Consider the following 22914-nt stretch of genomic DNA (forward strand, 5'->3'; position numbering starts at 1 on the left):
TACGCGGGTTTTTTGTGCGCTCAGATTAAACCGGCTGTTCCGGGAAGGTCAGGGTATTCCCCGGCGCTTCGCGGTTGATGTGCAGGAAGTTAAGATGACGTTCGTACTGGTCCAGAATGTCATTGATCACCTGATGTTTGGTGAAGTCCATCAGGTCATTGCCTTGCGTGCCTTCGAGCAGGAAGGTTTCCAGCCGGTAATAGTGCGATTTCCCGGCGCGGGCGCGGTAGGTAAAAGCAGGAACGGCATAACGTACCGGCCAGATCTGATACACAAAGTTCTGCTCTTCGCCCAGTGCCACCTGTAATTCCAGTGGTCCGATTTTTTCATCTTCCTGCGGCTCATGTTCGTTGAACGTGACTTTTGCACCGCGCAATTCCAGTTCCTGCGCCACTTCCTGCATCGCCGGACGGCACACGGTATCCATCATTTTTTGCGTATGGCGCGTGCCAGGATAATTCATGACCCGTGAAAGCCGCTGCTTCCAGTTTAGCGCAGCATCGCTCGTCGCCGGCAGCGGTGCCAGCGTTTGCTGGGTGCTGGCGCGGCGGTAATCTTCCAGACGCAGGGATTTATACAGCCCGGCCATGATGAAGAAAATCACAAAACTGAACGGCAGCCCCATGATTACCGTGGTGTTTTGCAGCGCAGAAACGCCGTCGGTCATCAGCATGCCGAGCGTCAGCACGCCGATGGTAACTGACCAGAAAATCCGCAGCCAGTTCGGCGCATCGTTGTTAATGTCCGCGAGCTTCGAGGTGAAATTCCCCAGCACCAGCGAACCGGAATCTGCCGAGGTGACGTAAAACAGTAAACCGGTGATGGTCGCGACAGACGCACTGAGCGTAAAGCCCGGATACTGCGCCAGCAGGCTGTAAACGCCGCGTTCAGGGTGCGCGATCACTTCGTTCGCGAAATCCAGATTGCCGTGCAGGATTTGATAAAGCGCGCTGTTACCGAAAATCGACAGCCACAGCAGGGTGAAGACGAACGGGATGATCAGCGTACCCAGCACAAACTGGCGGATCGTGCGGCCACGGGAAATACGGGCCAGGAACAGGCCGACAAATGGCGACCACGCTACCCACCAGGCCCAGAAGAACAGGGTCCAGCTGTTCATCCATTCCGTCGGGCGGTCAAAAGCAAAGGTATTGAGCGTCATGCCCATAAAGCGGTTGATGTAGTCGCCGATATTGAGCACCAGCGCGTTGAGCAGGAATTCGGTGTTACCAAAGAACAGCAGGAACAGAATCAGCCCCAGCGCCAGCAGCACATTGAGTTCCGACAGAATACGGATGCCTTTATTCACACCGGACGTCACCGAGACGGTTGCCATAATGACCGACAGCAGGATCAGCGCCGCCTGAACAGTCAGGTTTTCCGGAATATGGAACAGCACTTTCAGCCCGTAATTGAGCTGCACCACACCGATACCCAGCGTGGTCGCGATACCAAAGATAGTACCGACCACTGCTGCGATATCTACGCTGTGGCCGATCGGGCCATTAATGCGCTTACCGAAAATCGGGTACAGCGCCGAACGGATGGTCAGCGGCAGGTTATAACGGTAACTGAAATACCCGAGCGCGATACCCATCAGCGCATACATCGCCCAGCCGGTCAGCCCGTAGTGGAACAGCGTCCAGGTCATCGCCTGTCGCGCGGCTTCCAGCGTCTGGCCGTTGCCTTCCGGCGGCAACATGTATTGCGTGACCGGTTCGGCGACCGAGAAGAACATCAGGTCGATGCCGATCCCGGCAGCAAATAACATTGCCGCCCAGCTCATCATGCTGAATTCGGGTTTGGATTGTTCAGGACCAAGTTTGATCGAGCCGAAGCGCGAACAGGCTATGAACACTACAAACACGATGTACAGCGTCGCCGCCAGCATGTAATACCAGCCGAAAGTGGCGGACACCCAGTTGAGGGTCAGGCTGATCCATTTTCCCGATAAATCGGTGAAGAAAATGGTCATCAAAGTGAAGGCTAAAATCAGACCGGCGGAGGTGAAAAATACCACCTTGTTGAGCTGGTCCCGTGGTTTCTCAGGTAATTTTTCTTTCGTATCGGCAATTGCCATCTTTTCCCCTGTCTTGTTAATTATTCACTGTTTTTCAATAAATTGGCGCTAAATTCATCTCAATAATCATACAAAACACTAACGTATTGGTAATAAAATATATGCATTTTTAATTGAACGTTCAATCAAAAAAAAGTTAAATAGGTGACGTCAGAGCGTTAACAAGGTTGGACGAAAGCGTAAAAAAACGGTTTTTTAAGCGCGTCTCAACCCGCTCATTTTCAGGAGCCGGATCCATGCCCAAAGTAGGAATGCAGCCCATCAGACGGCAGCAATTGATTGAGGCAACGCTGGCCGCAGTGAACGAAGTCGGGATGCACGATGCCTCGATTTCGCAAATTGCGCGCCGCGCAGGCGTCTCCAACGGCATCATCAGTCATTATTTTCGTGACAAGAATGGGCTGCTGGAAGCGACTATGCGCTATCTGCTCAGTCATCTGGGGGAAGGGGTGCAGTTGCGGTTAGCGCAGCTGACGGATACCGCACCGACAGCGCGGCTGCATGCGATTGCAGAAGCCAATTTTGACGACAGTCAGACCAACAGCGCGGCGATGAAAACCTGGCTGGCCTTCTGGGCAAGCAGCATGCATCACCCGCAGTTGTACCGGCTGCAACAGGTCAACAGCCGCCGGCTCTATTCAAATTTATGTTCTGAATTCAGGCGTTTTCTGCCCAAAGGTGAAGCGCGGCTCGCGGCGCAAAGTACCGCTGCACTGATTGACGGCCTGTGGCTGCGCGGTGCGCTGAGCGGTAAGGAATTTAACCGCGCCGAGGCGATGCAAATTACCCGCCGCCACATTGAGTCGCAGCTCACCTGAGCGCAGCAGAAAACCTTCAGACCGCACAGACCGAGGAGAGATTTATGTCCCGCTACGGCACGCAAAAACTTTATATCAACGGGCGTTTTCAGGACAGCACCGGTGATGAAACCTTCGAGGCAGTCAATCCGGCCAATGGCGAGGTGATTGCCACGCTGCAATCCGCCACGCACGCAGACGTGGATCTGGCGGTGAAAGCCGCGCAAAAAGGTCAGAAAGTTTGGGCGGCGATGACAGCCATGAGCCGTTCGCGCATCCTGCGCCGTGCGGTAGATATCTTGCGCGACCGCAACGATGAGCTGGCCGCGGTAGAAACTGCCGATACCGGCAAACCGCTGTCGGAAACGCTGGCAGTCGATATTGTCACCGGCGCAGACGTGCTGGAATATTACGCCGGTCTTATCCCTGCCATTGAAGGCCAGCAAATACCGCTGCGCGATTCTTCCTTCGTTTATACCCGCCGCGAACCGCTGGGCGTGGTGGCCGGTATCGGCGCGTGGAACTACCCGATTCAGATTGCCCTGTGGAAATCCGCACCTGCGCTGGCAGCCGGTAATGCGATGATCTTTAAACCAAGCGAAAACACCTCGCTCACCGCCCTGAAACTGGCTGAAATCTACACCGAAGCGGGCGTGCCGGACGGCGTGTTCAGTGTGGTGACCGGCGCGGCCAGTGTCGGGCAGGCGTTAACCGATCATCCGGATATCGCTAAAGTCTCGTTCACCGGCGGCATCAAAACCGGTAAGAAAGTGATGGCCAGCGCGTCAGCATCCACATTGAAAGAAGTCACCATGGAACTCGGCGGCAAATCACCGCTGATCGTCTTTGAAGACGCGGATCTCGATAAAGCCGCGGACATCGCCATGATGGCGAACTTTTACAGTTCCGGTCAGGTATGCACCAACGGCACCCGCGTGTTTATTCCCAAAGCACTGCATAAAGCGTTTGAAGCCAAAGTGCTGGAACGTGTGAAGCGTATCCGTCTGGGCGATCCGACTGATGAAAACGTCAACTTCGGTCCGCTGGTCAGCTTCGCGCACATGGAATCTGTGCTGCGTTACATTGAAAGCGGCAAACGTGAAGGCGCAACATTGCTGACCGGCGGCGAGCGCGTCACCACCGGCGAATACGCTAAAGGCGCTTATGTGGCACCGACCGTGTTTACCGACTGCCGCGATGACATGCTGATCGTTCGCGAAGAAATCTTCGGACCGGTGATGAGCATTCTGACCTATGAAAGTGAAGAGGAAGTGATCCGCCGCGCCAACGATACCGAATACGGTCTGGCCGCCGGGCTGGTGACGCAGGATCTCAACCGTGCACATCGCGTTATTCACAAACTCGAAGCCGGGATTTGCTGGGTCAATACCTGGGGCGAATCAGCGGCTGAAATGCCGGTCGGCGGCTATAAACATTCCGGTGTTGGCCGCGAAAACGGCGTCAGCACACTCGAGCATTACACCCAAATCAAATCCGTGCAGGTCGAACTGGGCGAATTCAGCTCAGTCTTTTAATCCGCCGCATCAGAGGAGATTTTAATGGATTACGATTACATCATTATTGGTGCCGGTTCTGCCGGCAACGTACTCGCCACCCGACTGACTGAAGACAGTGCCATCAATGTGCTGCTGCTCGAAGCCGGTGGCCCGGATTATCGTCTGGATTTCCGCACGCAGATGCCTGCCGCGCTGGCTTTCCCGTTGCAGGGACGCCGTTACAACTGGGCGTATGAAACCGACCCCGAGCCACACATGAATAACCGCCGTATGGAATGCGGACGAGGTAAAGGTCTGGGCGGTTCGTCGCTGATCAATGGCATGTGTTACATCCGCGGTAACGCGATGGATTTCGATAACTGGGCGAAAGCGCCGGGTCTGGAAGACTGGACTTATCTGGACTGCCTGCCGTATTTCCGCAAGGCAGAAACCCGCGATATCGGCCCGAATGATTTCCACGGTGGCGATGGCCCTGTGAGCGTCACGACGCCTAAAAAAGGCAATAATCCGCTGTTCCACGCGATGATTGAAGCGGGCGTACAGGCCGGTTATCCGCGCACTGACGATCTGAACGGGTATCAGCAGGAAGGTTTTGGCCCGATGGACCGGACCGTTACGCCGAAAGGTCGCCGCGCCAGTACCGCTCGCGGTTATCTGGATCAGGCAAAACCGCGCGCGAATCTTACCATCGTTACGCACGCCATGACTGACAAAATCCTCTTTGAGGGCAAGCGCGCCGTGGGCGTCAGCTATTTCAAAGGTGACGGCGATAAAGCGGTAAAGGCCAAAGCGAAGCGGGAAGTGTTGTTGTGCAGCGGCGCGATTGCCTCTCCGCAAATTCTGCAACGTTCGGGCGTTGGCCCGGCAGAATTGCTCAATAAGCTGGATATTCCGGTGGTGCATAATTTGCCGGGCGTTGGCGAGAATTTGCAGGATCATCTGGAAATGTATCTGCAATACAGCTGTACCCAGCCGGTTTCGTTGTATCCGGCGTTGCAGATGCACAATCAGCCCGCGATCGGCGCGGAATGGCTGTTCAAAGGCACCGGCGTCGGCGCGAGCAATCAGTTCGAAGCGGGCGGTTTTATCCGCAGCCGTGAAGAATTCGCGTGGCCAAATATTCAGTATCACTTCCTGCCGGTGGCGATTAATTACAACGGCAGTAACGCGGTGAAAGAGCACGGTTTCCAGGCGCACGTAGGCTCGATGCGTTCGCCAAGCCGCGGACGCGTGCAGGTGAAATCGAAAGATCCGCATCAGCATCCGAGCATACTGTTCAACTACATGGCGAGCGAGCAGGACTGGCAGGAATTCCGCGATGCCATTCGTATCACGCGTGAAATTATGAATCAGCCGGCGCTGGATCCTTATCGTGGCCGCGAAATCAGTCCGGGTGAAAACGTGCAAACGGATGAAGAGCTGGATGCCTTTATCCGCGAACACGCGGAAACGGCTTTCCACCCGTCCTGTTCGTGCAAAATGGGCACCGACGAAATGGCGGTAGTGGACGGAGAAGGGCGCGTTCATGGCTTGCAAAGCCTGCGCGTGGTAGACGCCTCCATCATGCCGCAAATCATAACCGGTAATCTGAATGCGACGACGATTATGATCGCCGAAAAGATTGCCGATAAAATCCGTGGTCGCCAGCCGTTACCGCGCAGCACGGCGGATTACTACACCGCAGGCGATGCGCCGGTTCGCACATCACCGCTGAAAAAATCTGCCTGACAAATTGGCTGTAAAACGTATGTTAAAAAGAGATATTCTCAGGAATATCTCTTTTTTTTGGCTTACAGACGCAGGCAGGGCACTTATTCATGACTGAAAAATCATCACTTCACTGGCAGGATTATCATCACAGCGAACTGAACACGGCGCAGATTTACGCCATTCTGGCACTGCGCAACGAAGTCTTTGTGGTCGAGCAAAACTGCGTGTATCAGGATATCGACGGGCAGGATCTGAGCGGAGAAAATCGTCATATCGTCGCCTGGCTGGACGGGAAACCGGCGGCGTACGCGCGTATTTTGCGGCATGAAGATGACGTCGCCATCGGACGTGTGATCGTCGCGCCTTCCGCCCGCGGCCTGAAACTGGGGTATCAGCTGATGGAACAGGCGCTGGCAGCGTGCCAGAAACACTGGCCGGGCGAGCGGATTGCGATTTCCGCGCAGGCGCACTTACAACAGTTTTACGGCAGACTGGGATTTGTGGCGTATACCGAGATTTATGATGAAGACGGGATTGCGCATGTCGGGATGGAGTTGAGGTAAAGGGTTAGCCTTTAGCGTCAACGTCAACGTCAACGTCAGCGTCAAAACCTTGGGCTGCCACCCAAGGTTTTGAACCGGGAATCCGAAATTTTCCCGGACTAATCGAAAGAGCCCTCAGTGCAACTGACTCACTCCCAGTATGCCGGGCTCCCGAATTTCTCCACCAGATAATCAATCACCACCCGCACCTTAACTGAAGCCTTGCGGGCATTTGGATACAACGCCGAAATAGTCTGTGGTTCCGGCGACGTGGAAACCTGGTACTCAGGCAATACGCTCACCAGCGTCCCGGCGCGCAGCGCATCGCCAATCAGCCAGGTTGGAAAAACCACTAACCCCATTCCGCCGATGGCTGCCTGCGTCAGGGTTTCTGCATTATTGCTGGTCAGAACGCCGCGCAGATTCCAGGAGCGCCATTCCTTTTCCGGCTGGCGGAAGTACCAGCGCTGGGAACCTGCAAACCCTTTAAAAACCAGGCAACTGTGATTAGAAAGATCGTCCGGCGTGGCCGGTTTGCCTGCGCGGGTAAGATACGCCGGGCTGGCGGCGAGACGGAAGTTCTGGTGGCCGAGCGTTCGTGCCTGAAGGGTGGAATCGGCCATGACGCCAATCCGGATCAGCAGATCGACGCTGTCCTGCAACGGATCGATAAAATCATCGGTCTGCATCAGTTCAATATTCAGCCGGGGAAAACGCGTACTCAGTTCCGGTAGCCAGGGCGCAACATGACGCTGACCAAAAACCACCGGTGCATTAATTCGTACCAGTCCGCCCGGTTCACTGCTTTGTTCCTGCAAATCCTGTTCGGCGAGATCCAGCTGTGTCAGCACCTGACGCGCATGCTCCGCCAGTAACTTTCCGGATTCAGTCGGGCTGACCGCCCGCGTGTTGCGGTACAGCAATTGCGTTTGTAATGCCTGCTCCAGTTGAGCAATAACGCGCGAAACCGTTGAAGGGGACATCGCTTCGCGCCGCGCCACTTCGGAGAAATTCCCCTGATCGAGTACCGCCACAAACAGGCGCAAAGACTGAATGTTGATCTGATTGAAGCTTTTCATCTGTGCGATTCCTGCAAAGGTATTTTCCTGATTGTGCTGTTTTTCGCATAGCGTTGTCACGCTATAGTCGCCGCTTCTTAAGTACCGGCAGTAAAAATAATGAGAACAGGGCAATGATGAATCTGATGTTAATTCCGCTGGTCGTTCTGGCGGGGATGGGGCTTTCACTGGAGGCGGGGCTTATCGGCCCGCTGGGAACAGAAGTCGGGCACTTGTGGGCGACGCTCAGCATTTTTGGCGTCGGCGCGGTGCTGACCGGTTTACTGGTACTGTTTTTCAGCCCGCGGAATGCGCCTTCTTATACTGAGCAACCCGGCTGGCAACTGCTCGGCGGTGTGCTGGGGCCGGTGTATGTCGTGGTGCTGACTATTGCGACGCCAGTGATTGGTATCGGGATGACGATGATTGCAATTTTGTCCGGGCAGGTAGCGAAAAGTGTTCTGATTGACCATTTCGGCTGGTTTGGTACGCCGCATAAAAAAGTGGGCAGTGAACGCCTGCTGGCGCTGGTGTTTATTGTTGCTGCACTTGTTCTGATTGCCTGGGGTTAACCAATGACTGAAATGATTATGATTGTCCTGGCTATCGTGGCCGGTGCGGCGCTGAGTATGCAGGCGGCGGTAAACGGGCAACTGGGCGAAAAGGTTGGCGTACTGAAAAGCGCATTTCTGACGTTCAGCGTCGGCGCGGCCATCACGGCAGTGCTGATTCTGTTTTTGCAAACACCGCAGCAGGCAACGCTGCTCACCGTACCCAAATGGCAGCTGATGGGCGCGTTATTTGGTGTGCCTTACATCATTGTGATGGTGACAGCCGTGCCGCGGGTAGGGACGGCGGTCGCTACAGTCGCCGTGATTTTAGGGCAACTGGCGATGGGAATGCTCATCGACAATTTCGGCTGGCTGGATAATCCGCAAATCGCGCTGTCATGGCACCGTCTTGCGGCGATCCCTTGTCTGATTATCGCGCTGGCGCTGATTTACCGGAGCAACCGGAAAGCAGCATAAGTGAGGGCTGTTTGCTTCATGCCATAGGGCGGGAAAATTATTGCAGACGCGGGTCAAACATCATGGGCTCGCGTTCTACGGAATCCAGCAACTGCGCGAAATCCGGATGCTGCGGGTTGAGCAGCACATTATATTCCGTCGGGACAATCACCGACGGAACCCTCAGCCCGACATGTTCACCTTCTGCCAGCCACGCTTCGCCCTGACGCTGCGTGCTGTCCGGCGGGGAAGGGCTGCGCCAGTCCGCTGCCAGCTCATCGACCTCGAGCGTATCGAGCAGCGCATCGGACACCTCAATACTGAGCAGTGTGTATGAGCGCATCAGCATGCTGTTTTGCAAATGCACCAGCATCTCGAGGATCGCCAGCGAGATGCTGGTAGTCACATACACGACCGGCCTGCCGGGCGGGTTCCAGCGGCCACCGTAAATCTGGGCTCCGGCACCCGTCCATGCGGTGGCTAAATGTTGGGTCTGAATAATGCGAAACAGCTTCAACTGAATACCCCGTGCTGAAGACGGCCAATCAGCCGGTTCACTTCCACCGCACCCGCTTCTGAAGACAACAACTCCAGCGGCCTTGAACCTGCCAGCGCCGGAGCAGGGCGGGTTATCCAGTCCAGCGCCGCGATGCGGTCGCCTTCAAACAGATCCGTCGCCGCATCGATGGTGCGCACCAGCCGCGCCACGCGCTCGCTTTCATCGCTTTTCAGTAATCCGTTTCCGGCTTTACGCCGCGCATAATTGCGCTCGTTAATTCCCATTATTTCCAGCAAAACCATTTTCGGCCACCCCAGCTCTGTGTTCAGGCGGTTGATGCTATCAACCGGAAAACCTTTCTGTATGGCATTTAACAAACTGATTCCGCTGCCTGCGGGAAGCCCCGCAGATTCCCACAGCGGCGTTACAGGCTCTTTCATTTGTCTGGAAGACAGCCCGGTAATTTTTGAAGTCATGATGTCGGTCTCCGCACCGTTAATTGTCATAACTATAGCATGACAATTAACGGTGCGGTGAATTTGTGTACACCCTTTGTTTTGCCCGGATGACATGCGGATGAAATCGCCATGAAACATAAGTGTGATCAATGTCACGTTGAGCATGTATCAGGATGAAACAGAAATTGACAAACCTTGACCAAATCTATTTATTAGCTAAGAAAAGTTAACTCTTGTAGGAAGTGACTGGAAATTGCATGTTTATTGCACTATGTGCAGCAATCGGTTGCGGATCACAGTTTTAGGGTTCTATTTATGCAACGTCTGAAAGTGGCAAGGCGTTGTCCCACCCCCGCTTCTGGTAAAAATATGAAAAATAAAATTATTGCAGCAGGCGCTTTGATGGCTTTGTCCTACAGCGCGACCGTGCTCGCTGATGATAGCAAGGGCGAATTTGTTTCTGACTGGTGGCACCAGAGTGTTAACGTTGTTGGCAGCGCCGACACCCGCTTCGGGCCTACTCTGCGTAACGATGTTTATCTTGAATATGAAGCGTTTGCGCACAAAGACTGGTTTGATTTCTACGGCTATATCGATATTCCTAAAACCTTCGGTGCGGGTAACGGCAACGATACTGGTATCTGGGATAAGAACGGTTCTCCGCTGTTTATGGAAATCGAACCACGTTTCTCTATCGATAAGCTGACCGGCACTGACCTGAGCTTTGGTCCGTTCAAAGAATGGTACTTCGCGAACAACTATATCTACGATATGGGCCCGGACAGCGATAACCGTCAGAACACCTGGTATATGGGTCTGGGTACCGACATTGATACCCATCTGCCGATGAGCCTGTCTCTGAACGTGTATGCAAAATACCAGTGGGAAAACTACGGTGCAGCGAACGAAAACAGCTGGGACGGCTACCGTTTCAAAGTGAAATACTTCGTTCCTCTGACGCAGCTGTGGGGCGGTAACCTGAGCTACATCGGGTTCACCAACTTTGACTGGGGCTCAACACTGGGCGATGACGATTTCCGTGACCTGAACGGCAATAAAGCGCGTTCTAATAACTCTATTGCGTCCAGCCACATCCTCTCGCTGAACTACACACACTGGCATTACTCGTTCGTGGCACGTTATTTCCACAACGGCGGCCAGTGGGCCGACGGCGCTGAGCTGAACTTCGGTAACGGTAATTTCGACGTGAAATCTACCGGCTGGGGTTACTACGGCGTGATCGGTTACAACTTCTGATTTCAGTGGTTAACCCAAAAAAACCCGGCTGATGCCGGGTTTTTTGCATTTCTGACCCTCTGATAATCCTGCGCATAACACACTTTTTTAGCTATTGAGTGAAAAATGAACACAACTACAGGCGATCCCATCGCGCCGTTGTGGCATAATGCGCGCCAAATCACATTTCCCAATGAAGAGCGAGCGTTGTGCTAAGTACTTACAACATCACCATGCAATTCGGCAGCAAGCCGTTATTTGAAAACATTAACGTCAAATTTGGCGGCGGTAACCGCTATGGCCTGATTGGCGCGAACGGTTGTGGTAAATCCACTTTCATGAAAATCCTGGGTGGCGATTTAGTGCCATCAGGCGGCAACGTGGTCCTCGACCCGAACGAGCGTCTGGGTAAACTGCGCCAGGATCAGTTCGCATTCGAACAGTTCAGCGTGCTGGACACCGTGATCATGGGCCACACCGAATTGTGGGAAGTGAAGGAAGAGCGCGACCGCATTTATGCAATGGCAGAAATGAGCGAAGAAGACGGCTACAAAGTGGCTGATCTGGAAGTCGCTTACGGCGAAATGGACGGCTACAGCGCCGAATCCCGCGCCGGTGAACTGCTGCTGGGCGTTGGTATTCCCGTTGAGCAACATTACGGCCCGATGAGCGAAATCGCACCGGGCTTTAAACTGCGCGTATTGCTGGCTCAGGCGCTGTTCTCTGACCCGGAAATTCTGCTGCTCGATGAACCGACGAACAACCTGGACATCGATACAATTCGCTGGCTGGAACAGGTGCTGAACGAGCGTAACAGCACCATGATCATCATTTCGCATGACCGTCACTTCCTGAACATGGTCTGTACGCACATGGCGGATCTGGACTACGGCGAGCTGCGCGTTTATCCGGGCAACTACGACGAATACATGACGGCGGCAACGCAGGCTCGTGAACTTCTGAGTGCCAATAACGCCAAGAAAAAAGCGCAAATAGCCGAGCTGCAATCGTTCGTCAGCCGCTTCAGCGCCAACGCCTCCAAATCTAAACAGGCAACTTCCCGTGCCCGTCAGATTGATAAAATTCAGCTCGACGAAATCAAAGCGTCCAGCCGCCAGAACCCTTACATGCGTTTTGAGCAGGACAAGAAATTGTTCCGTAATGCGCTGGAAGTGGAAAAAATCACTAAAGGTTTCGACAACGGTCCGCTGTTTAAAAACCTGGGTCTGATGCTGGAAGTCGGCGAGAAAGTCGCGATTCTGGGCGCCAACGGTATCGGTAAATCCACCCTGCTGAAAACGCTGGTGGGTGAGCATGAGCCGGAAAGCGGTTCAGTTAAATGGTCTGAAAACTCAAAAATCGGTTACTACGCGCAGGATCACGAATACGAATTCGACGATACCCTGAACGTTTTCGACTGGATGAGTCAGTGGAAATCCGAGAAAGACGACGAGCAGGCTGTGCGCGGTGTTCTCGGGCGTCTGCTGTTCGGTCAGGACGACATCAAGAAGAAAGTGAAAGTGCTTTCCGGTGGTGAGAAAGGTCGTATGTTATTCGGGAAACTGATGATGCAGCGTCCGAACATCCTGATCATGGATGAACCAACCAACCACCTGGATATGGAATCTATCGAGTCACTGAACATGGCGCTGGAAATGTACGAAGGCACGCTGATCTTTGTTTCCCACGACCGTGAATTCGTCAGCTCGCTGGCGACGCGTATTCTGGAAATGACACCGACCCGTGTCATCGACTTCTCCGGTAATTACGAAGACTACTTACGTAGTCAGGGTATTAATACGTAATCGTTGATTCTGATAAAAAAGTCCGCAAATTTGCGGACTTTTTTTTATCTGAATTTCAGCGACAGACTCTGAGAATCAGCAATCCCCGCATACCTCGCAACCCGGATCTTTCATCAGGTTCATCTGGCGAAATTGCAGCGTCATGGCGTCGTACATCAGCAGTTTTCCGCGTGGCGTTTCGCCGAAGTGCGTCAGCAGCTTGATGGTTTCCATGGCCTGCAAGCTGCCGATGGTGCCGACCAGTGGTGACATGACGCCGGCTTCGACGCACGTCAGCGCGTTTTCACCAAACAGACGGCTGAGGCAGCGATAGCACGGCTCGCCGGGCTGCCATGTAAACACGCTGAGCTGGCCTTCCATGCGGATGGCAGCACCCGAGACCAGCGGTTTTTTCTGCGTAAAACATTGCTGATTGAGCTGATTTCGCGTCGTGACGTTGTCAGTGCAATCGACCACCACGTCGCAGGCGGCAATCAGTTCGTGCAGCATTTCGTCATCCGCCTGAGCATCAACCTGATTCAGCTGAATGTGCGGGTTAATTGCCGCCAGCGCCAGCGCGGCGGATCCGACTTTCGACATGCCGATTCTGGCATCGGTGTGCAGCGTCTGACGTTGCAGGTTTGAGAGCGAAACGGTGTCGAAATCCAGCAAGGTCAGCGTGCCTGTTCCGGCGGCTGCCAGATATTGCGCCGCCGCACAGCCCAGACCACCCAGACCGACAATCAGCGCGTGGCTGGCTTTCAGCTTTTCCTGCGCATCAAAATCAAACCCTTTCAGCACGATCTGGCGGTTATAACGCAGGGTTTCAGCATCCGTCAGTTCCGGCAGCGTCGCCATGATCAGCTCCTAAGCAGGGCGTTGAAAGGTTCGATTTCTACGATTTCGCCTGCGGCGACGTTTTCGCGCTCACGTTCAAGCACCACAAAACAGTTTGCGAGACTGAACGAACTAAAGACGTGCGAGCCCTGATGGCCGGTGGTGCGTACTTCGAGCTGGCCTTCGGCATTTGTGCTGAAAATACCGCGCTGGAAATCCAGGCGTCCGGCGGATTTCTTTAGCGGTGTCACGGCTTTAGCTTTCAGGCGCGGCGGGAACTGCCAGGCGGTGTGGCCGGAAAGCTGAGCGATAAACGGTTGCACCAGTTGATAAAACGTCAGTGCAGCAGAAACCGGATTACCCGGCAGACCGCAGAACCAGCTGTTTTTCAGTTTTCCGAATGCAAAGGGTTTACCCGGTTTCATCGCCAGTTTCCAGAAACCAATTTCGCCCAGTTCATCGAGCATTTGCTTGGTGTAATCCGCTTCGCCCACGGACACGCCACCGCTGGAAATCACCAGGTCGGCAAACGTATTGGCTTCTTCAAAGGCTGTGCGCAGCGCCTGCGGATTATCGCGGATAATCCCTAAATCCAGTACGGTGCAGCCGAGCTGTTCGAGCATCAGACGCACGGCGAAACGGTTGGTGTCGTAAATCTGGCCTTCCTCTAACGGCGTCCCGACGGGTTGCAGTTCGTCCCCGGTCGAAAACACCGCGACTTTCAGCGCTTTCCAGACATTAACTTCCGTCACGCCTAAAGAAGCCAGCAGTGGCAATTCAGCTGCGCCGAGACGCACACCGGCAGGCAGCACGCTGTCGCCTTGTTTGATGTCGTCGCCGGTCAGACGGATATTCTGGCCTTTATGCACTTCTGCGGTAAACCGCACGCCCGCTTCTGACACGTCGGCCTGTTCCTGCATGATCACCGCGCCGGCACCTTGCGGAACCGGCGCGCCGGTCATGATGCGGATACAGGTTCCGGCAGGCCATTCACCGTGGAAAGGCGCACCGGCAAAGGCTTTACCTGCCACAGGCAGAACGGCGTCTGTGTGCAAATCGGCGCAGCGCACGGCGTAACCGTCCATCGCGGAATTATCAAAAGGCGGGACGAAAACCGGGGATTTCACCGGCGTGGCGGTAATGCGGCCTGCGGCGGCAGCGAGCGGGAGAGATTCGGTATCTTTCGCTGTTTTGGACGGGACATAAGCGCGCATTTTTTCCAGCGCTTCTTCCAGCGAGATCAGACCGGCAGTATTGAATTCCATGAAAATTCCTTTGAGGTTCATCCCGGCGGGACGGGTGTTTTCACCGGAACCGGGCGGGGATTTGGAGCATGCGCATAGTATGACAGAGAAACGCGGCGAACCAAAAATTGCGGAAGGCGTAAAAACTTCGTGGGGATTCCTGAAAAATTGAGATCGATCCCAAAATTAACAATGTAACGCAGGTATGATGGTTTCCGTTATTTGTGACATGGGTCACACAACTGTCAAATATACAGGAATAACCGGTGCTTAAAAAAAATCGCCATCAGGCCATCCTTCAGTTGGTAGAACAGCATGAAGTGTTACAGGTAAGCGAACTGGCACAATCGCTGGATGTAAGTCTTGAAACCATTCGTCGTGACCTGAGTGAAATGCAGGATAAAGGATTGATTCTGCGACGTCACGGTCGAGCCCGTCGTCTGGTTGCTCAGCCTGAAACATCCTGGCTCAACAGTTTGCAGCGCTGCCCCCAGCTTTAATCGTGGCAGTGAAATAAGAAAAGGGAAGGCTCCGCAGAGTCTTCCCTTTTTTATGCACAATATTTAAGAAAATCAGTGCGACGGTTGTTGCTCCAGCGCTTCGGCTTTGCTGTTGACCGAGGCAAAAATCAGCGCCGCCAGCAGGAAGACGTAAGCGATGGTCGCAGTATTCAGTGCCCAGAATAACCCGTACTGGCTGTACACCAGCGACGACAACGTGGAGAAGATCAGCGTCCCGATGGTGCCGATAGTCAGCAAGGCTGACGTCAGCGTTGGCGGCGAATTTCTGACCTGCAAACTGCCGTAGCTCATGATGCCTGAGAACAGGCCGGAATTGCAGAAGCCAAACAGACCAGCGCAAATCAGGATAAGCATCGGGTTCCCGCTGTTGGCCGCCACGGCCAGGCTCACCAGCCCGACACCCGCTGAAATCAGCAGATATGTGCGCAGTTTCACGAAGCGAACGGTGAACTGATTCACAAACAGGCCGATGGATTTCACGGTCCAGTAGGTCGTGATGTAGAACGCCGCGCGGTCAGCCGCCATCCCGAAATGCTCTTTCAGCCAGCTTGGCAGCCACATGGTGAACACCGGTTCCGCCAGCAGGAAAGCAAACAGCGCGAAGCACAACACCCACACCGAAACGCCCCAGCGGTCGTGCTGCTGGCCGGTTGATGATTCTTTCTCAGCAGCCTGCGGAATCGACGGGAATTTCTGCCCGGCGCACAGCACGATCATCATCAGGCTCAGCACCGCCATGACGCCGTACATCGCCAGCCAGCTTGCGCCATGCTGGAATAAATACCCCAGCAACAGCGACAGAATCACCCCCGCCAGTGCAAAGAAGAAATCGGTGAGAATCAGGTTCGCCGAGCGTTTCTTCGGATCTTCATTGATGCGTACGACCAGATAGCTGCCGATGGACATCATGATGCCGGACGCCGCGCCAATCAGGAAAACGCCGATACCGAACATGGTGATGGTCGGCATCAGGAACAGCGCGATGCAGGTCAGTACAGAGACGGTTGAGCCGGTAATCAGCTGTTTGCCCAGATTGAATTTGCGCATCAGCACGCCGCTTATCATGATCGGCAGGAACAGGCCGATGTTCATCAGCGTAAACATCTGTCCGATAAATCCGGGGTCTTTGCCAAACGCCTGCGACACCGGGCCGATTACGATTCCGAGCGTTGAAACCAGCGCACCGGTGAAGAAATAACTCAGCCAGGAAATCATATTGATCCGCTGGCGGTTGAATGCCTGTTCCATAGACGTCCCTTATTTCCCAGCCGCTGACAGGTCGGCGAAGAACGCGCGGATCAGTCGGGTGAAATCACCCACCGCCAGTTTTGCGCAGCTCAGGGTTTGTTCGTGGGAAAGCGGGGTGTCGGATAGACCTTCGGCAAAGTTAGTCATGGCAGAAACCGCCAGCACTTTGAGGCCGCAGTGTCGCGCGGAAATTACTTCCGGCACGATAGACATGCCGACGACGTCGCAGCCGAGGGTTTGCATCATGCGGATTTCCGCAGGCGTTTCGAAGTTCGGGCCGGTGTAGGCGGCGAATACGCCTTCTGCCACGTCGATATCCAGTTTGCCGGCGACAGCGTGAAGCTGCGCGCGCAGATCTTTGTCATAGGCGTTCGCGAGGCTGAAGAAGCGCGGGCCGAAACGGTCGTCATTCGGGCCAGCCAGCGGGGATTCCGGCATAAAGCTGACGTGGTCGGTGAGCGCAACCAAACGACCCGGCGCGACTTCTTTGCGCATGGATCCGGCGGCGTTAGTCGCCAGCAGGAATTCACAGCCCAACAGTTTGAAAGTGCGGACGGCGCTGGTCATTACCGACATACCGTGGCCTTCATACATATGGCCGCGGCCTTTCATGCACATTACCGGTACACCTTCGAGATGGCCCAGAACCAGTTCACCGGCGTGGCCGACGACGCTGCTTTGAGGGAACCCCGGCAGGTCGTGATAAGGAATGGTAATCGCACCGGACATATCGTCACACAGCGTGCCGAGGCCGGAACCTAAAATAAGCGCGGCGCGTGGGATAAAGCCCGGGGCACGCTGGCGGATAATTGCTGCACAGTCAAACGCGTTGTTATTGAGCATGATCACTTCTCTCATTATTGACAGTAGGGTTGAGTTGAAGGCAATGCTAGGGTGAGCGGCCTGTGGCGTCTAATACCGTTCGCCGCCGGGATTTATAGTCAAAATCTATAAATCCAATACGCTAATATTTAAGGGAAAATAAATGTTGCTGGAGAAAATGTGACGCGACCATTCACCGATTCAGTTTTCGATCTCGGCCAGATTAATCTCCGCCTGCTGCACTACTTTCGCGTCGTGGCCGAGGAACTGAGTTTCAGCAAAGCGGCGGTGCGGCTCAATATGTCGCAGCCGCCGCTGAGCCTGCATATCAAAGAGCTGGAACATCTTCTCGGTACGCCGCTATTTCTGCGTACCACCCGTTCCGTGTCGCTGACACCGGCGGGCGCGGCGCTGATGCGTGAAGCAGGGCTGATGCTCGACAGCATCAACCGTTCCTTGCATCAGGTACGTAAGATTGGCCGGGGGGAAATCGGGCATATTCAGTTTGGTACGGTGGGCACTGCCGCCTGGGGGCCGCTGATGCCCGTGCTGAACAATTTCGGCAGGCATGCGCCGGAAATCAGCTGGTCGATTACCGAACTTACGCCGGTTCAGCAAATCGACGCGTTGCAGCTGCAAAGGATTGATATCGGTATCTGGCGAGAGGCCAAGCTGGCGCTGCCGCAGGGGTTATCGAGCAAGCTGATGGGGCGTGAGAACGTGGCTGTGGCGCTGTCAGAGAATCATCCGCTGGCGATCAGAAACAGTGTGGCGTTCAGCCAGCTGGCGAATGAGGATTTTATTCTGATGCCGATGAACACGTCGAGTCTGGGCAGTTATTTATATTCGATGTGCCGTCAGCACGGTTTTCTGCCGCAGGTGAAACAGCAGGTGAATGAGCCGCAGACTGCGCTGGCACTGGTGGCGAACGGTTACGGAATTACGTTATTGCCGGAAAGTTATGCGCGGATCCACTGGCCGGGTGTGCGATTTTGCGCGCTGACGGAAATGCTGCCCGCCGATCTCTACGCAATTTATCAGGCGGATTCGGTGACACCGGCGACGGCGCGGTTTCTTGATCTGCTCTGATTCATTTTGCTTCTGACGATTCTCAGCCAAAAAATAAAGCCGCAGGAACTTTGAACTTTCCCGCGGCTTTTTCAACACTCAGTCTGTCATTCAGCCGACAGACATTTCGCGATGAATCTTTTCTGCTTTACTGCGGATACCGGCAATGATCACCGCCAGCACCAGAAGCACGTAAGAAACGGTGGCGATATTCAGCGCCCAGAACAGGCCGTATTCGCGGTAAATGAACGAAGAGAATGACGCGAAAATCAGCGTGCCGACTGACGCGGTGGTCAGCAGGGCAGAGGTCAGCGTTGGCGGTGAGTTTTTCACCTGCAGGCTGCCGTAGCTCATCAGGCCGGAGAACATCCCTGAGTTACAGAACCCGAACACGCCCACCGCAGCCATTACCAGCGCCGTGTTTTCGCTGTGCGTCACGACGCACAGGCTGATTAAGCCGACAATCGCGGAGGCAAAAAGGAACGTACGCAGTTTGACGAAACGCACGGTGAACTGGTTAAGGAACAGGCCAATCGCTTTCACCATCCAGTAGGTGGTGATGTAAATCGCTGCGCGGTCAGTGTCCAGACCAAAGTGTTCATGCAACCAGCTTGGCATCCACAGGGTGAACACCAGTTCGCTGAAGACGAAGGCAAACAGTGCAAAACACAGCACATACGCGGCAAAGCCCCACGGCTCTTTCGCTTCACGATCTTGTTTTGCCACGGCGTCCGGTTTAGCGACAACCGGAAATTTCTGGCCCACGCACAGCAAAATCATCAGCACGCTCAGGGTGCCCATGATGCCGTACATCGCCAGCCAGCTTGCACCGTGTTTGAACAGGAAACCGAGCACCAGCGACAGCGTCATGCCAGAAAGCGCAAAGAAGAAGTCGGTGAAAATCAGGTTAGCAGAACGCTTTTTCGGGTCATCGTTGATGCGCACAACCAGATAGCTGCCGATAGACATCATCAGGCCCGCTGTCGCACCAATCAGGAATACCCCGACGCCGAACAGTGTGATGGACGGCATCACGAACAGCGCGATACAGGTCAGAATAGTGATAATTGAACCAGTAATCAGCTGCTTACCGAGATCGAACTTACGCATCAGAATGCCGCTTATCATGATCGGCAGGAACAAACCGATGTTCATCAGCGAGAACATCAGGCCGATAAATGCAGGCTCTTTATTGAAAGCGGTCGCCACCGGGCCGATGACAATCCCTAAAGTGGAAACCAGCCCACCGGTAAAGAAGTAACTTAGCCACGAGATCACGTTGATCCGACGGCGGTTATAAACAGTTTCCATAACTGATTTCCTAAAAATAAAAAATATAAGAAGGCCACAGTAAGCTTTGCCAGAGGTGCTTATATCTGCGGTTAGGACGATTATTATTCCTGTTCTTTTACGGTTTGTCTTGGACGTTTATTCAATCTTCGTATTTGATTTTCTTAAACAATCTAAGCAATTAGCGCGTTTTTGTAGTTTTACATTTCTGCTTTACATACTGTAGCGGGCTAAATATAGTCAAAAAACAGGGCAACATCACTTTCTGTATACATAAATACAACAACTCAGGGTGCAGTTCTAATGAGTTCTTCTACTGATAATTCAGCGAGTTCCGTTTCGGACAAGAAGCGTCCGGTCATTGCCATTCACGGCGGTGCCGGGGCGATTACCCGCGCAGCAATGAGTCGTGAAAAAGAACAACATTATTTAGCCGAGCTGGAACGTATTGTTGCCAGCGGGCAGGCCATTCTGGCGGCGGGCGGCAGCGCACTGGATGCGGTGACTGAAGCGGTGCGTTTACTGGAAGAATGCCCGTTATTTAATGCCGGAAAAGGTGCCGTTTTCACGCATCAGGGCACGCATGAGCTGGATGCCTGCATCATGGATGGCCGTACGCTGGAGGCCGGTGCCATCAGCTGCGTTAATCATATCCGCAACCCGATTCTGACCGCGCGCAAGGTGCTGGAAAACAGCCCGCATGTCATGTTTACCGGCGCGGGTGCGGAAGCGTTTGCCCGCGAGCACGGGCAGGAAATGGTAGAGCCGGAATTCTTCTACACCCAGGAACGTTTCGAACAGTTGCAGCGCGCGATTGCGGCAGACGGCGGCGTGATGCTCGATCACGACGGTGCGTCCCTGAATGCTCAGCCGTCTGGCGACCCGATCGATCCGGAACATAAATTTGGCACCGTCGGCGCGGTGGCGATGGACGGGCAGGGCAACCTGGCGGCGGCGACGTCCACCGGCGGCATGACCAACAAACAGGCCGGACGCGTCGGCGACAGCCCGATTATTGGTGCAGGCTGCTACGCCAGCAATAACACCGTGGCGATTTCCAGCACCGGCACCGGCGAAGTCTTTATGCGCACGGTCGCGGCGTATGACGTTGCGGCATTGATTGAATACGCCGGTTTAACGCTCGAAGAAGCCACGCACAAAGTGGTGCAGGAAAAACTGCTGCCGATGGGCGGGAGCGGCGGAATGATTGCTGTGGATAAATTTGGCAACGTCGAACTGCCTTTCAACAGTGAAGGCATGTACCGCGGATTTGCCCGCGTGGGCGACGCGCCGGTCGTCAGTATTTACCGCTCATGAACCGTTCCCTGACCCTGCCTCCCGACCACGTTCTGGCCGTCAGTCAGCTCAGCGTGCAGTTTTCGCATGAAGGGCAAATTATTCCGGCTGTGAATAATCTCAGTTTTCAGGTCAGGCGTGGCGAAACGCTGGCGATAGTCGGCGAATCCGGCTCAGGTAAATCCGTGACGTCGCTGGCGCTGATGCGTCTGGTGGAACAAGGCGGCGGGCAGATAACGCAGGGCGAAATGCAGTTTCGCCGTCGAAATGGCGAAGTGGTCGATCTCATCGCGGCGACGCAACCCGCCATGCGCAGTTTACGCGGTGCGGATATGGCGATGATATTTCAGGAACCGATGACCTCGCTCAATCCGGTGTTTCCGGTGGGCGAGCAGATCGCCGAGTCAATCCGTCTGCATCAGGATAAAGACCACCGCGCCGCCCGTGCCGAAGCGTTGCGCATGCTGGATCTGGTGCGTATTCCTGAAGCCCGCAATATTCTCGACAGCTATCCGCATCAGCTTTCCGGCGGTATGCGCCAGCGGGTGATGATCGCGATGGCGCTCTCCTGCAAGCCTGCGTTACTGATAGCCGATGAACCGACGACGGCGCTGGATGTGACGATTCAGGCGCAGATTTTACAACTGATCCGTGTGCTGCAAAAAGAGATGCACATGGGCGTGATTTTTATCACCCACGATATGGGTGTGGTGGCTGAAATTGCCGACCGCGTGCTGGTGATGCATCAGGGCAACAGCGTGGAAACCGGCGACGTGGGCGCGATTTTCCGTGCGCCGCAACAGCCCTATACCCGCTCGCTGCTGGCGGCGGTACCCAAATTAGGCTCGATGGCCGGTAAACCATTGCCCGCGCGTTTCCCTGTGCAGGAGCAAAAAGAAAGTGACCCGGAACTGGTGCAGGACACCCTGACGCCGGGTGCGGCGCCGGTTTTGGAGGTTCGTGATCTCGTCACGCGTTTTGATTTGCGCAGTGGAATTTTCAACCGTGTGACGCGCCGCGTACATGCCGTGGAAAAAGTCAGCTTTGACTTACATCCGGGTGAAACGCTGGCGCTGGTGGGCGAATCCGGTTGCGGAAAATCCACCACTGGGCGTTCGCTGCTGAAACTGGTGAAAAGCCAGGGCGGAACAATTACGTTTAACGGCCAGGTGCTGACCGATGTCACCGGCAGTGCGCTGCAACACCTGCGCCGCGATATTCAGTTTATTTTTCAGGATCCGTACGCCTCGCTCGATCCGCGGCTGACAGTCGGGTATTCGATTATGGAGCCTTTGCTGGTGCACAATCTGGCGAAAGGCGCAGAGGCCGAGGCGCGCGTCGCCTGGCTGCTGGAAAAAGTCGGGCTGCTGCCGGAACACGCGCAGCGCTATCCTCACGAATTTTCCGGCGGCCAGCGGCAGCGAATTTGTATCGCGCGGGCACTGGCGCTCAATCCCAAAGTGGTGATTGCGGATGAATCCGTTTCTGCCCTCGATGTGTCGATCCGTGCGCAAATCATTAATTTGCTGATGGATTTACAGAAAGAGTTCGGGCTGGCGTTTTTGTTTATTTCGCACGACATGGCGGTCGTCGAGCGTATCAGCCATCGCGTGGCGGTGATGTATCTCGGGCAAATCGTTGAAATCGGCACGCGGCGTGCGGTGTTTGAAAATCCGCAGCACGCGTATACCCGCAAACTGATGGCGGCGGTGCCGGTGGCCGATCCGGCGCATAAAAGAAAAGAACAGGCCTTGCTGGTGGATGAAATCCCCAGCCCGATCCGTGCGCTCAACGACGAGCCGCTGGTCGCCCCGCTGGTTCAGGTGGGCGAAGGGCACTTTGTCGCCCGGCATGCTATCGCGGGGCTTTACTGATTTTTGTGGTGGCTTGTTTTTTAAGC

At 54.6% G+C, this 22914-nt stretch carries 21 protein-coding genes; 12 read left to right on the top strand and 9 right to left on the bottom strand.

Features of this window, described 5'->3' with window-relative positions:
• Nucleotides 1-25: 25 nt before the first annotated feature.
• Nucleotides 26-2080, bottom strand: a complete 2055-nt coding sequence (locus J1782_RS10955; RefSeq protein ID WP_217153151.1) for a choline transporter — start codon at nt 2078-2080, stop codon at nt 26-28.
• Between the two features lie 236 nt (nt 2081-2316).
• On the opposite strand from J1782_RS10955, the gene betI reads away from it, so the two are divergent.
• The 4 genes from betI to J1782_RS10975 all read left to right on the top strand — a co-directional run bounded on the left by betI (nt 2317) and on the right by J1782_RS10975 (nt 6667).
• Complete coding sequence (gene betI / locus J1782_RS10960) at nt 2317-2898, top strand: transcriptional regulator BetI (protein WP_152324253.1); 582 nt, start codon at nt 2317-2319, stop codon at nt 2896-2898.
• A gap of 44 nt (nt 2899-2942) precedes the next feature.
• The gene (gene betB, locus J1782_RS10965) at nt 2943-4412 is read left to right on the top strand and encodes a betaine-aldehyde dehydrogenase (RefSeq protein ID WP_217153152.1); all 1470 of its coding nucleotides are present in this window, start codon (nt 2943-2945) and stop codon (nt 4410-4412) included.
• 24 nt (nt 4413-4436) lie between these two features.
• Nucleotides 4437-6122, top strand: coding sequence for a choline dehydrogenase (gene betA / locus J1782_RS10970; protein ID WP_165058151.1), 1686 nt, complete (start codon nt 4437-4439; stop codon nt 6120-6122).
• Between the two features lie 89 nt (nt 6123-6211).
• Nucleotides 6212-6667, top strand: a complete 456-nt coding sequence (locus J1782_RS10975; protein ID WP_152324250.1) for a GNAT family N-acetyltransferase — start codon at nt 6212-6214, stop codon at nt 6665-6667.
• A gap of 128 nt (nt 6668-6795) precedes the next feature.
• Here the strand turns inward: J1782_RS10975 and J1782_RS10980 are convergent, their stop codons facing one another.
• Nucleotides 6796-7725 carry a LysR family transcriptional regulator gene (locus tag J1782_RS10980; protein ID WP_152324249.1) on the bottom strand — a complete coding sequence of 310 codons (930 nt, stop codon included), beginning with the start codon at nt 7723-7725 and terminating at the stop codon, nt 6796-6798.
• Nucleotides 7726-7841: 116 nt separating this feature from the next.
• On the opposite strand from J1782_RS10980, the gene J1782_RS10985 reads away from it, so the two are divergent.
• On the top strand, nt 7842-8276 hold the full coding sequence (locus J1782_RS10985) for a DMT family transporter (protein ID WP_208950549.1): 435 nt from the start codon (nt 7842-7844) through the stop codon (nt 8274-8276).
• Between the two features lie 3 nt (nt 8277-8279).
• Entirely contained in the window at nt 8280-8732 is a 453-nt protein-coding gene (locus J1782_RS10990) for a DMT family transporter (protein ID WP_101075994.1), read from the top strand.
• Nucleotides 8733-8769: 37 nt separating this feature from the next.
• Here J1782_RS10990 and J1782_RS10995 read toward each other — a convergent pair whose 3' ends face one another.
• Together J1782_RS10995 and J1782_RS11000 are read right to left on the bottom strand one after the other, a co-directional pair.
• Nucleotides 8770-9228, bottom strand: coding sequence for an RES family NAD+ phosphorylase (locus tag J1782_RS10995; protein WP_152324248.1), 459 nt, complete (start codon nt 9226-9228; stop codon nt 8770-8772).
• On the bottom strand, nt 9225-9686 hold the full coding sequence (locus J1782_RS11000; RefSeq protein WP_152324247.1) for an antitoxin Xre/MbcA/ParS toxin-binding domain-containing protein: 462 nt from the start codon (nt 9684-9686) through the stop codon (nt 9225-9227). The genes J1782_RS10995 and J1782_RS11000 overlap by 4 nt, the downstream gene beginning before the upstream one ends.
• A 351-nt stretch (nt 9687-10037) precedes the next feature.
• Between J1782_RS11000 and J1782_RS11005 the strand changes: the two genes are divergently transcribed.
• Nucleotides 10038-10925: a nucleoside-specific channel-forming protein Tsx gene (locus J1782_RS11005; RefSeq protein WP_152324246.1), complete on the top strand. Its 888-nt coding sequence runs from the start codon at nt 10038-10040 to the stop codon at nt 10923-10925.
• Between the two features lie 188 nt (nt 10926-11113).
• Complete coding sequence (locus J1782_RS11010; protein WP_152324245.1) at nt 11114-12709, top strand: ABC-F family ATPase; 1596 nt, start codon at nt 11114-11116, stop codon at nt 12707-12709.
• Nucleotides 12710-12784: 75 nt separating this feature from the next.
• Here the strand turns inward: J1782_RS11010 and moeB are convergent, their stop codons facing one another.
• Together moeB and moeA are read right to left on the bottom strand one after the other, a co-directional pair.
• A complete protein-coding gene (moeB, locus tag J1782_RS11015; protein ID WP_152324244.1) occupies nt 12785-13546 on the bottom strand; it encodes a molybdopterin-synthase adenylyltransferase MoeB in 762 nt (253 codons plus the stop codon).
• A gap of 2 nt (nt 13547-13548) precedes the next feature.
• Entirely contained in the window at nt 13549-14790 is a 1242-nt protein-coding gene (gene moeA / locus J1782_RS11020; protein WP_217153153.1) for a molybdopterin molybdotransferase MoeA, read from the bottom strand.
• Between the two features lie 245 nt (nt 14791-15035).
• Between moeA and J1782_RS11025 the strand changes: the two genes are divergently transcribed.
• Entirely contained in the window at nt 15036-15269 is a 234-nt protein-coding gene (locus tag J1782_RS11025; protein WP_101075987.1) for a DeoR family transcriptional regulator, read from the top strand.
• Between the two features lie 72 nt (nt 15270-15341).
• On the opposite strand, the gene tsgA (J1782_RS11030) is transcribed toward J1782_RS11025, so the two are convergent.
• Both tsgA (J1782_RS11030) and xapA read right to left on the bottom strand, forming a co-directional pair.
• A complete protein-coding gene (tsgA, locus tag J1782_RS11030) occupies nt 15342-16538 on the bottom strand; it encodes an MFS transporter TsgA (protein WP_165058143.1) in 1197 nt (398 codons plus the stop codon).
• 9 nt (nt 16539-16547) lie between these two features.
• A complete protein-coding gene (xapA, locus tag J1782_RS11035) occupies nt 16548-17381 on the bottom strand; it encodes a xanthosine phosphorylase (protein WP_152324241.1) in 834 nt (277 codons plus the stop codon).
• 159 nt (nt 17382-17540) lie between these two features.
• Here xapA and J1782_RS11040 point away from each other — a divergent pair, with 159 nt between their 5' ends.
• The gene (locus tag J1782_RS11040; protein ID WP_152324240.1) at nt 17541-18449 is read left to right on the top strand and encodes a LysR family transcriptional regulator; all 909 of its coding nucleotides are present in this window, start codon (nt 17541-17543) and stop codon (nt 18447-18449) included.
• A gap of 90 nt (nt 18450-18539) precedes the next feature.
• Here the strand turns inward: J1782_RS11040 and tsgA (J1782_RS11045) are convergent, their stop codons facing one another.
• On the bottom strand, nt 18540-19739 hold the full coding sequence (gene tsgA / locus J1782_RS11045) for an MFS transporter TsgA (protein ID WP_152324239.1): 1200 nt from the start codon (nt 19737-19739) through the stop codon (nt 18540-18542).
• A gap of 282 nt (nt 19740-20021) precedes the next feature.
• On the opposite strand from tsgA (J1782_RS11045), the gene J1782_RS11050 reads away from it, so the two are divergent.
• A complete protein-coding gene (locus J1782_RS11050) occupies nt 20022-21035 on the top strand; it encodes an isoaspartyl peptidase/L-asparaginase family protein (RefSeq protein ID WP_152324238.1) in 1014 nt (337 codons plus the stop codon).
• Complete coding sequence (gsiA, locus tag J1782_RS11055) at nt 21032-22888, top strand: glutathione ABC transporter ATP-binding protein GsiA (protein ID WP_217153154.1); 1857 nt, start codon at nt 21032-21034, stop codon at nt 22886-22888. Before J1782_RS11050 ends, gsiA begins: the two co-directional genes overlap by 4 nt.
• The last annotated feature ends 26 nt before the right edge of the window (nt 22889-22914 follow it).

This window comes from Rahnella sp. BCC 1045, assembly GCF_019049615.1.
GTDB classification, from domain to species: Bacteria; Pseudomonadota; Gammaproteobacteria; order Enterobacterales; family Enterobacteriaceae; genus Rahnella; species Rahnella contaminans.

What these genes read in the sequence shown, in the direction of transcription:
- J1782_RS10955 (WP_217153151.1), bottom strand. Translation starts at nt 2,080, where the DNA reads ATGGCAATTGCCGATACGAAAGAAAAATTACCTGAGAAACCACGGGAC.
- betI (WP_152324253.1), top strand. Translation starts at nt 2,317, where the DNA reads ATGCCCAAAGTAGGAATGCAGCCCATCAGACGGCAGCAATTGATTGAG.
- betB (WP_217153152.1), top strand. Translation starts at nt 2,943, where the DNA reads ATGTCCCGCTACGGCACGCAAAAACTTTATATCAACGGGCGTTTTCAG.
- betA (WP_165058151.1), top strand. Translation starts at nt 4,437, where the DNA reads ATGGATTACGATTACATCATTATTGGTGCCGGTTCTGCCGGCAACGTA.
- J1782_RS10975 (WP_152324250.1), top strand. Translation starts at nt 6,212, where the DNA reads ATGACTGAAAAATCATCACTTCACTGGCAGGATTATCATCACAGCGAA.
- J1782_RS10980 (WP_152324249.1), bottom strand. Translation starts at nt 7,725, where the DNA reads ATGAAAAGCTTCAATCAGATCAACATTCAGTCTTTGCGCCTGTTTGTG.
- J1782_RS10985 (WP_208950549.1), top strand. Translation starts at nt 7,842, where the DNA reads ATGAATCTGATGTTAATTCCGCTGGTCGTTCTGGCGGGGATGGGGCTT.
- J1782_RS10990 (WP_101075994.1), top strand. Translation starts at nt 8,280, where the DNA reads ATGACTGAAATGATTATGATTGTCCTGGCTATCGTGGCCGGTGCGGCG.
- J1782_RS11000 (WP_152324247.1), bottom strand. Translation starts at nt 9,686, where the DNA reads ATGACTTCAAAAATTACCGGGCTGTCTTCCAGACAAATGAAAGAGCCT.
- J1782_RS11005 (WP_152324246.1), top strand. Translation starts at nt 10,038, where the DNA reads ATGAAAAATAAAATTATTGCAGCAGGCGCTTTGATGGCTTTGTCCTAC.
- moeB (WP_152324244.1), bottom strand. Translation starts at nt 13,546, where the DNA reads ATGGCGACGCTGCCGGAACTGACGGATGCTGAAACCCTGCGTTATAAC.
- moeA (WP_217153153.1), bottom strand. Translation starts at nt 14,790, where the DNA reads ATGGAATTCAATACTGCCGGTCTGATCTCGCTGGAAGAAGCGCTGGAA.
- tsgA (WP_165058143.1), bottom strand. Translation starts at nt 16,538, where the DNA reads ATGGAACAGGCATTCAACCGCCAGCGGATCAATATGATTTCCTGGCTG.
- xapA (WP_152324241.1), bottom strand. Translation starts at nt 17,381, where the DNA reads ATGCTCAATAACAACGCGTTTGACTGTGCAGCAATTATCCGCCAGCGT.
- tsgA (WP_152324239.1), bottom strand. Translation starts at nt 19,739, where the DNA reads ATGGAAACTGTTTATAACCGCCGTCGGATCAACGTGATCTCGTGGCTA.
- J1782_RS11050 (WP_152324238.1), top strand. Translation starts at nt 20,022, where the DNA reads ATGAGTTCTTCTACTGATAATTCAGCGAGTTCCGTTTCGGACAAGAAG.
- gsiA (WP_217153154.1), top strand. Translation starts at nt 21,032, where the DNA reads ATGAACCGTTCCCTGACCCTGCCTCCCGACCACGTTCTGGCCGTCAGT.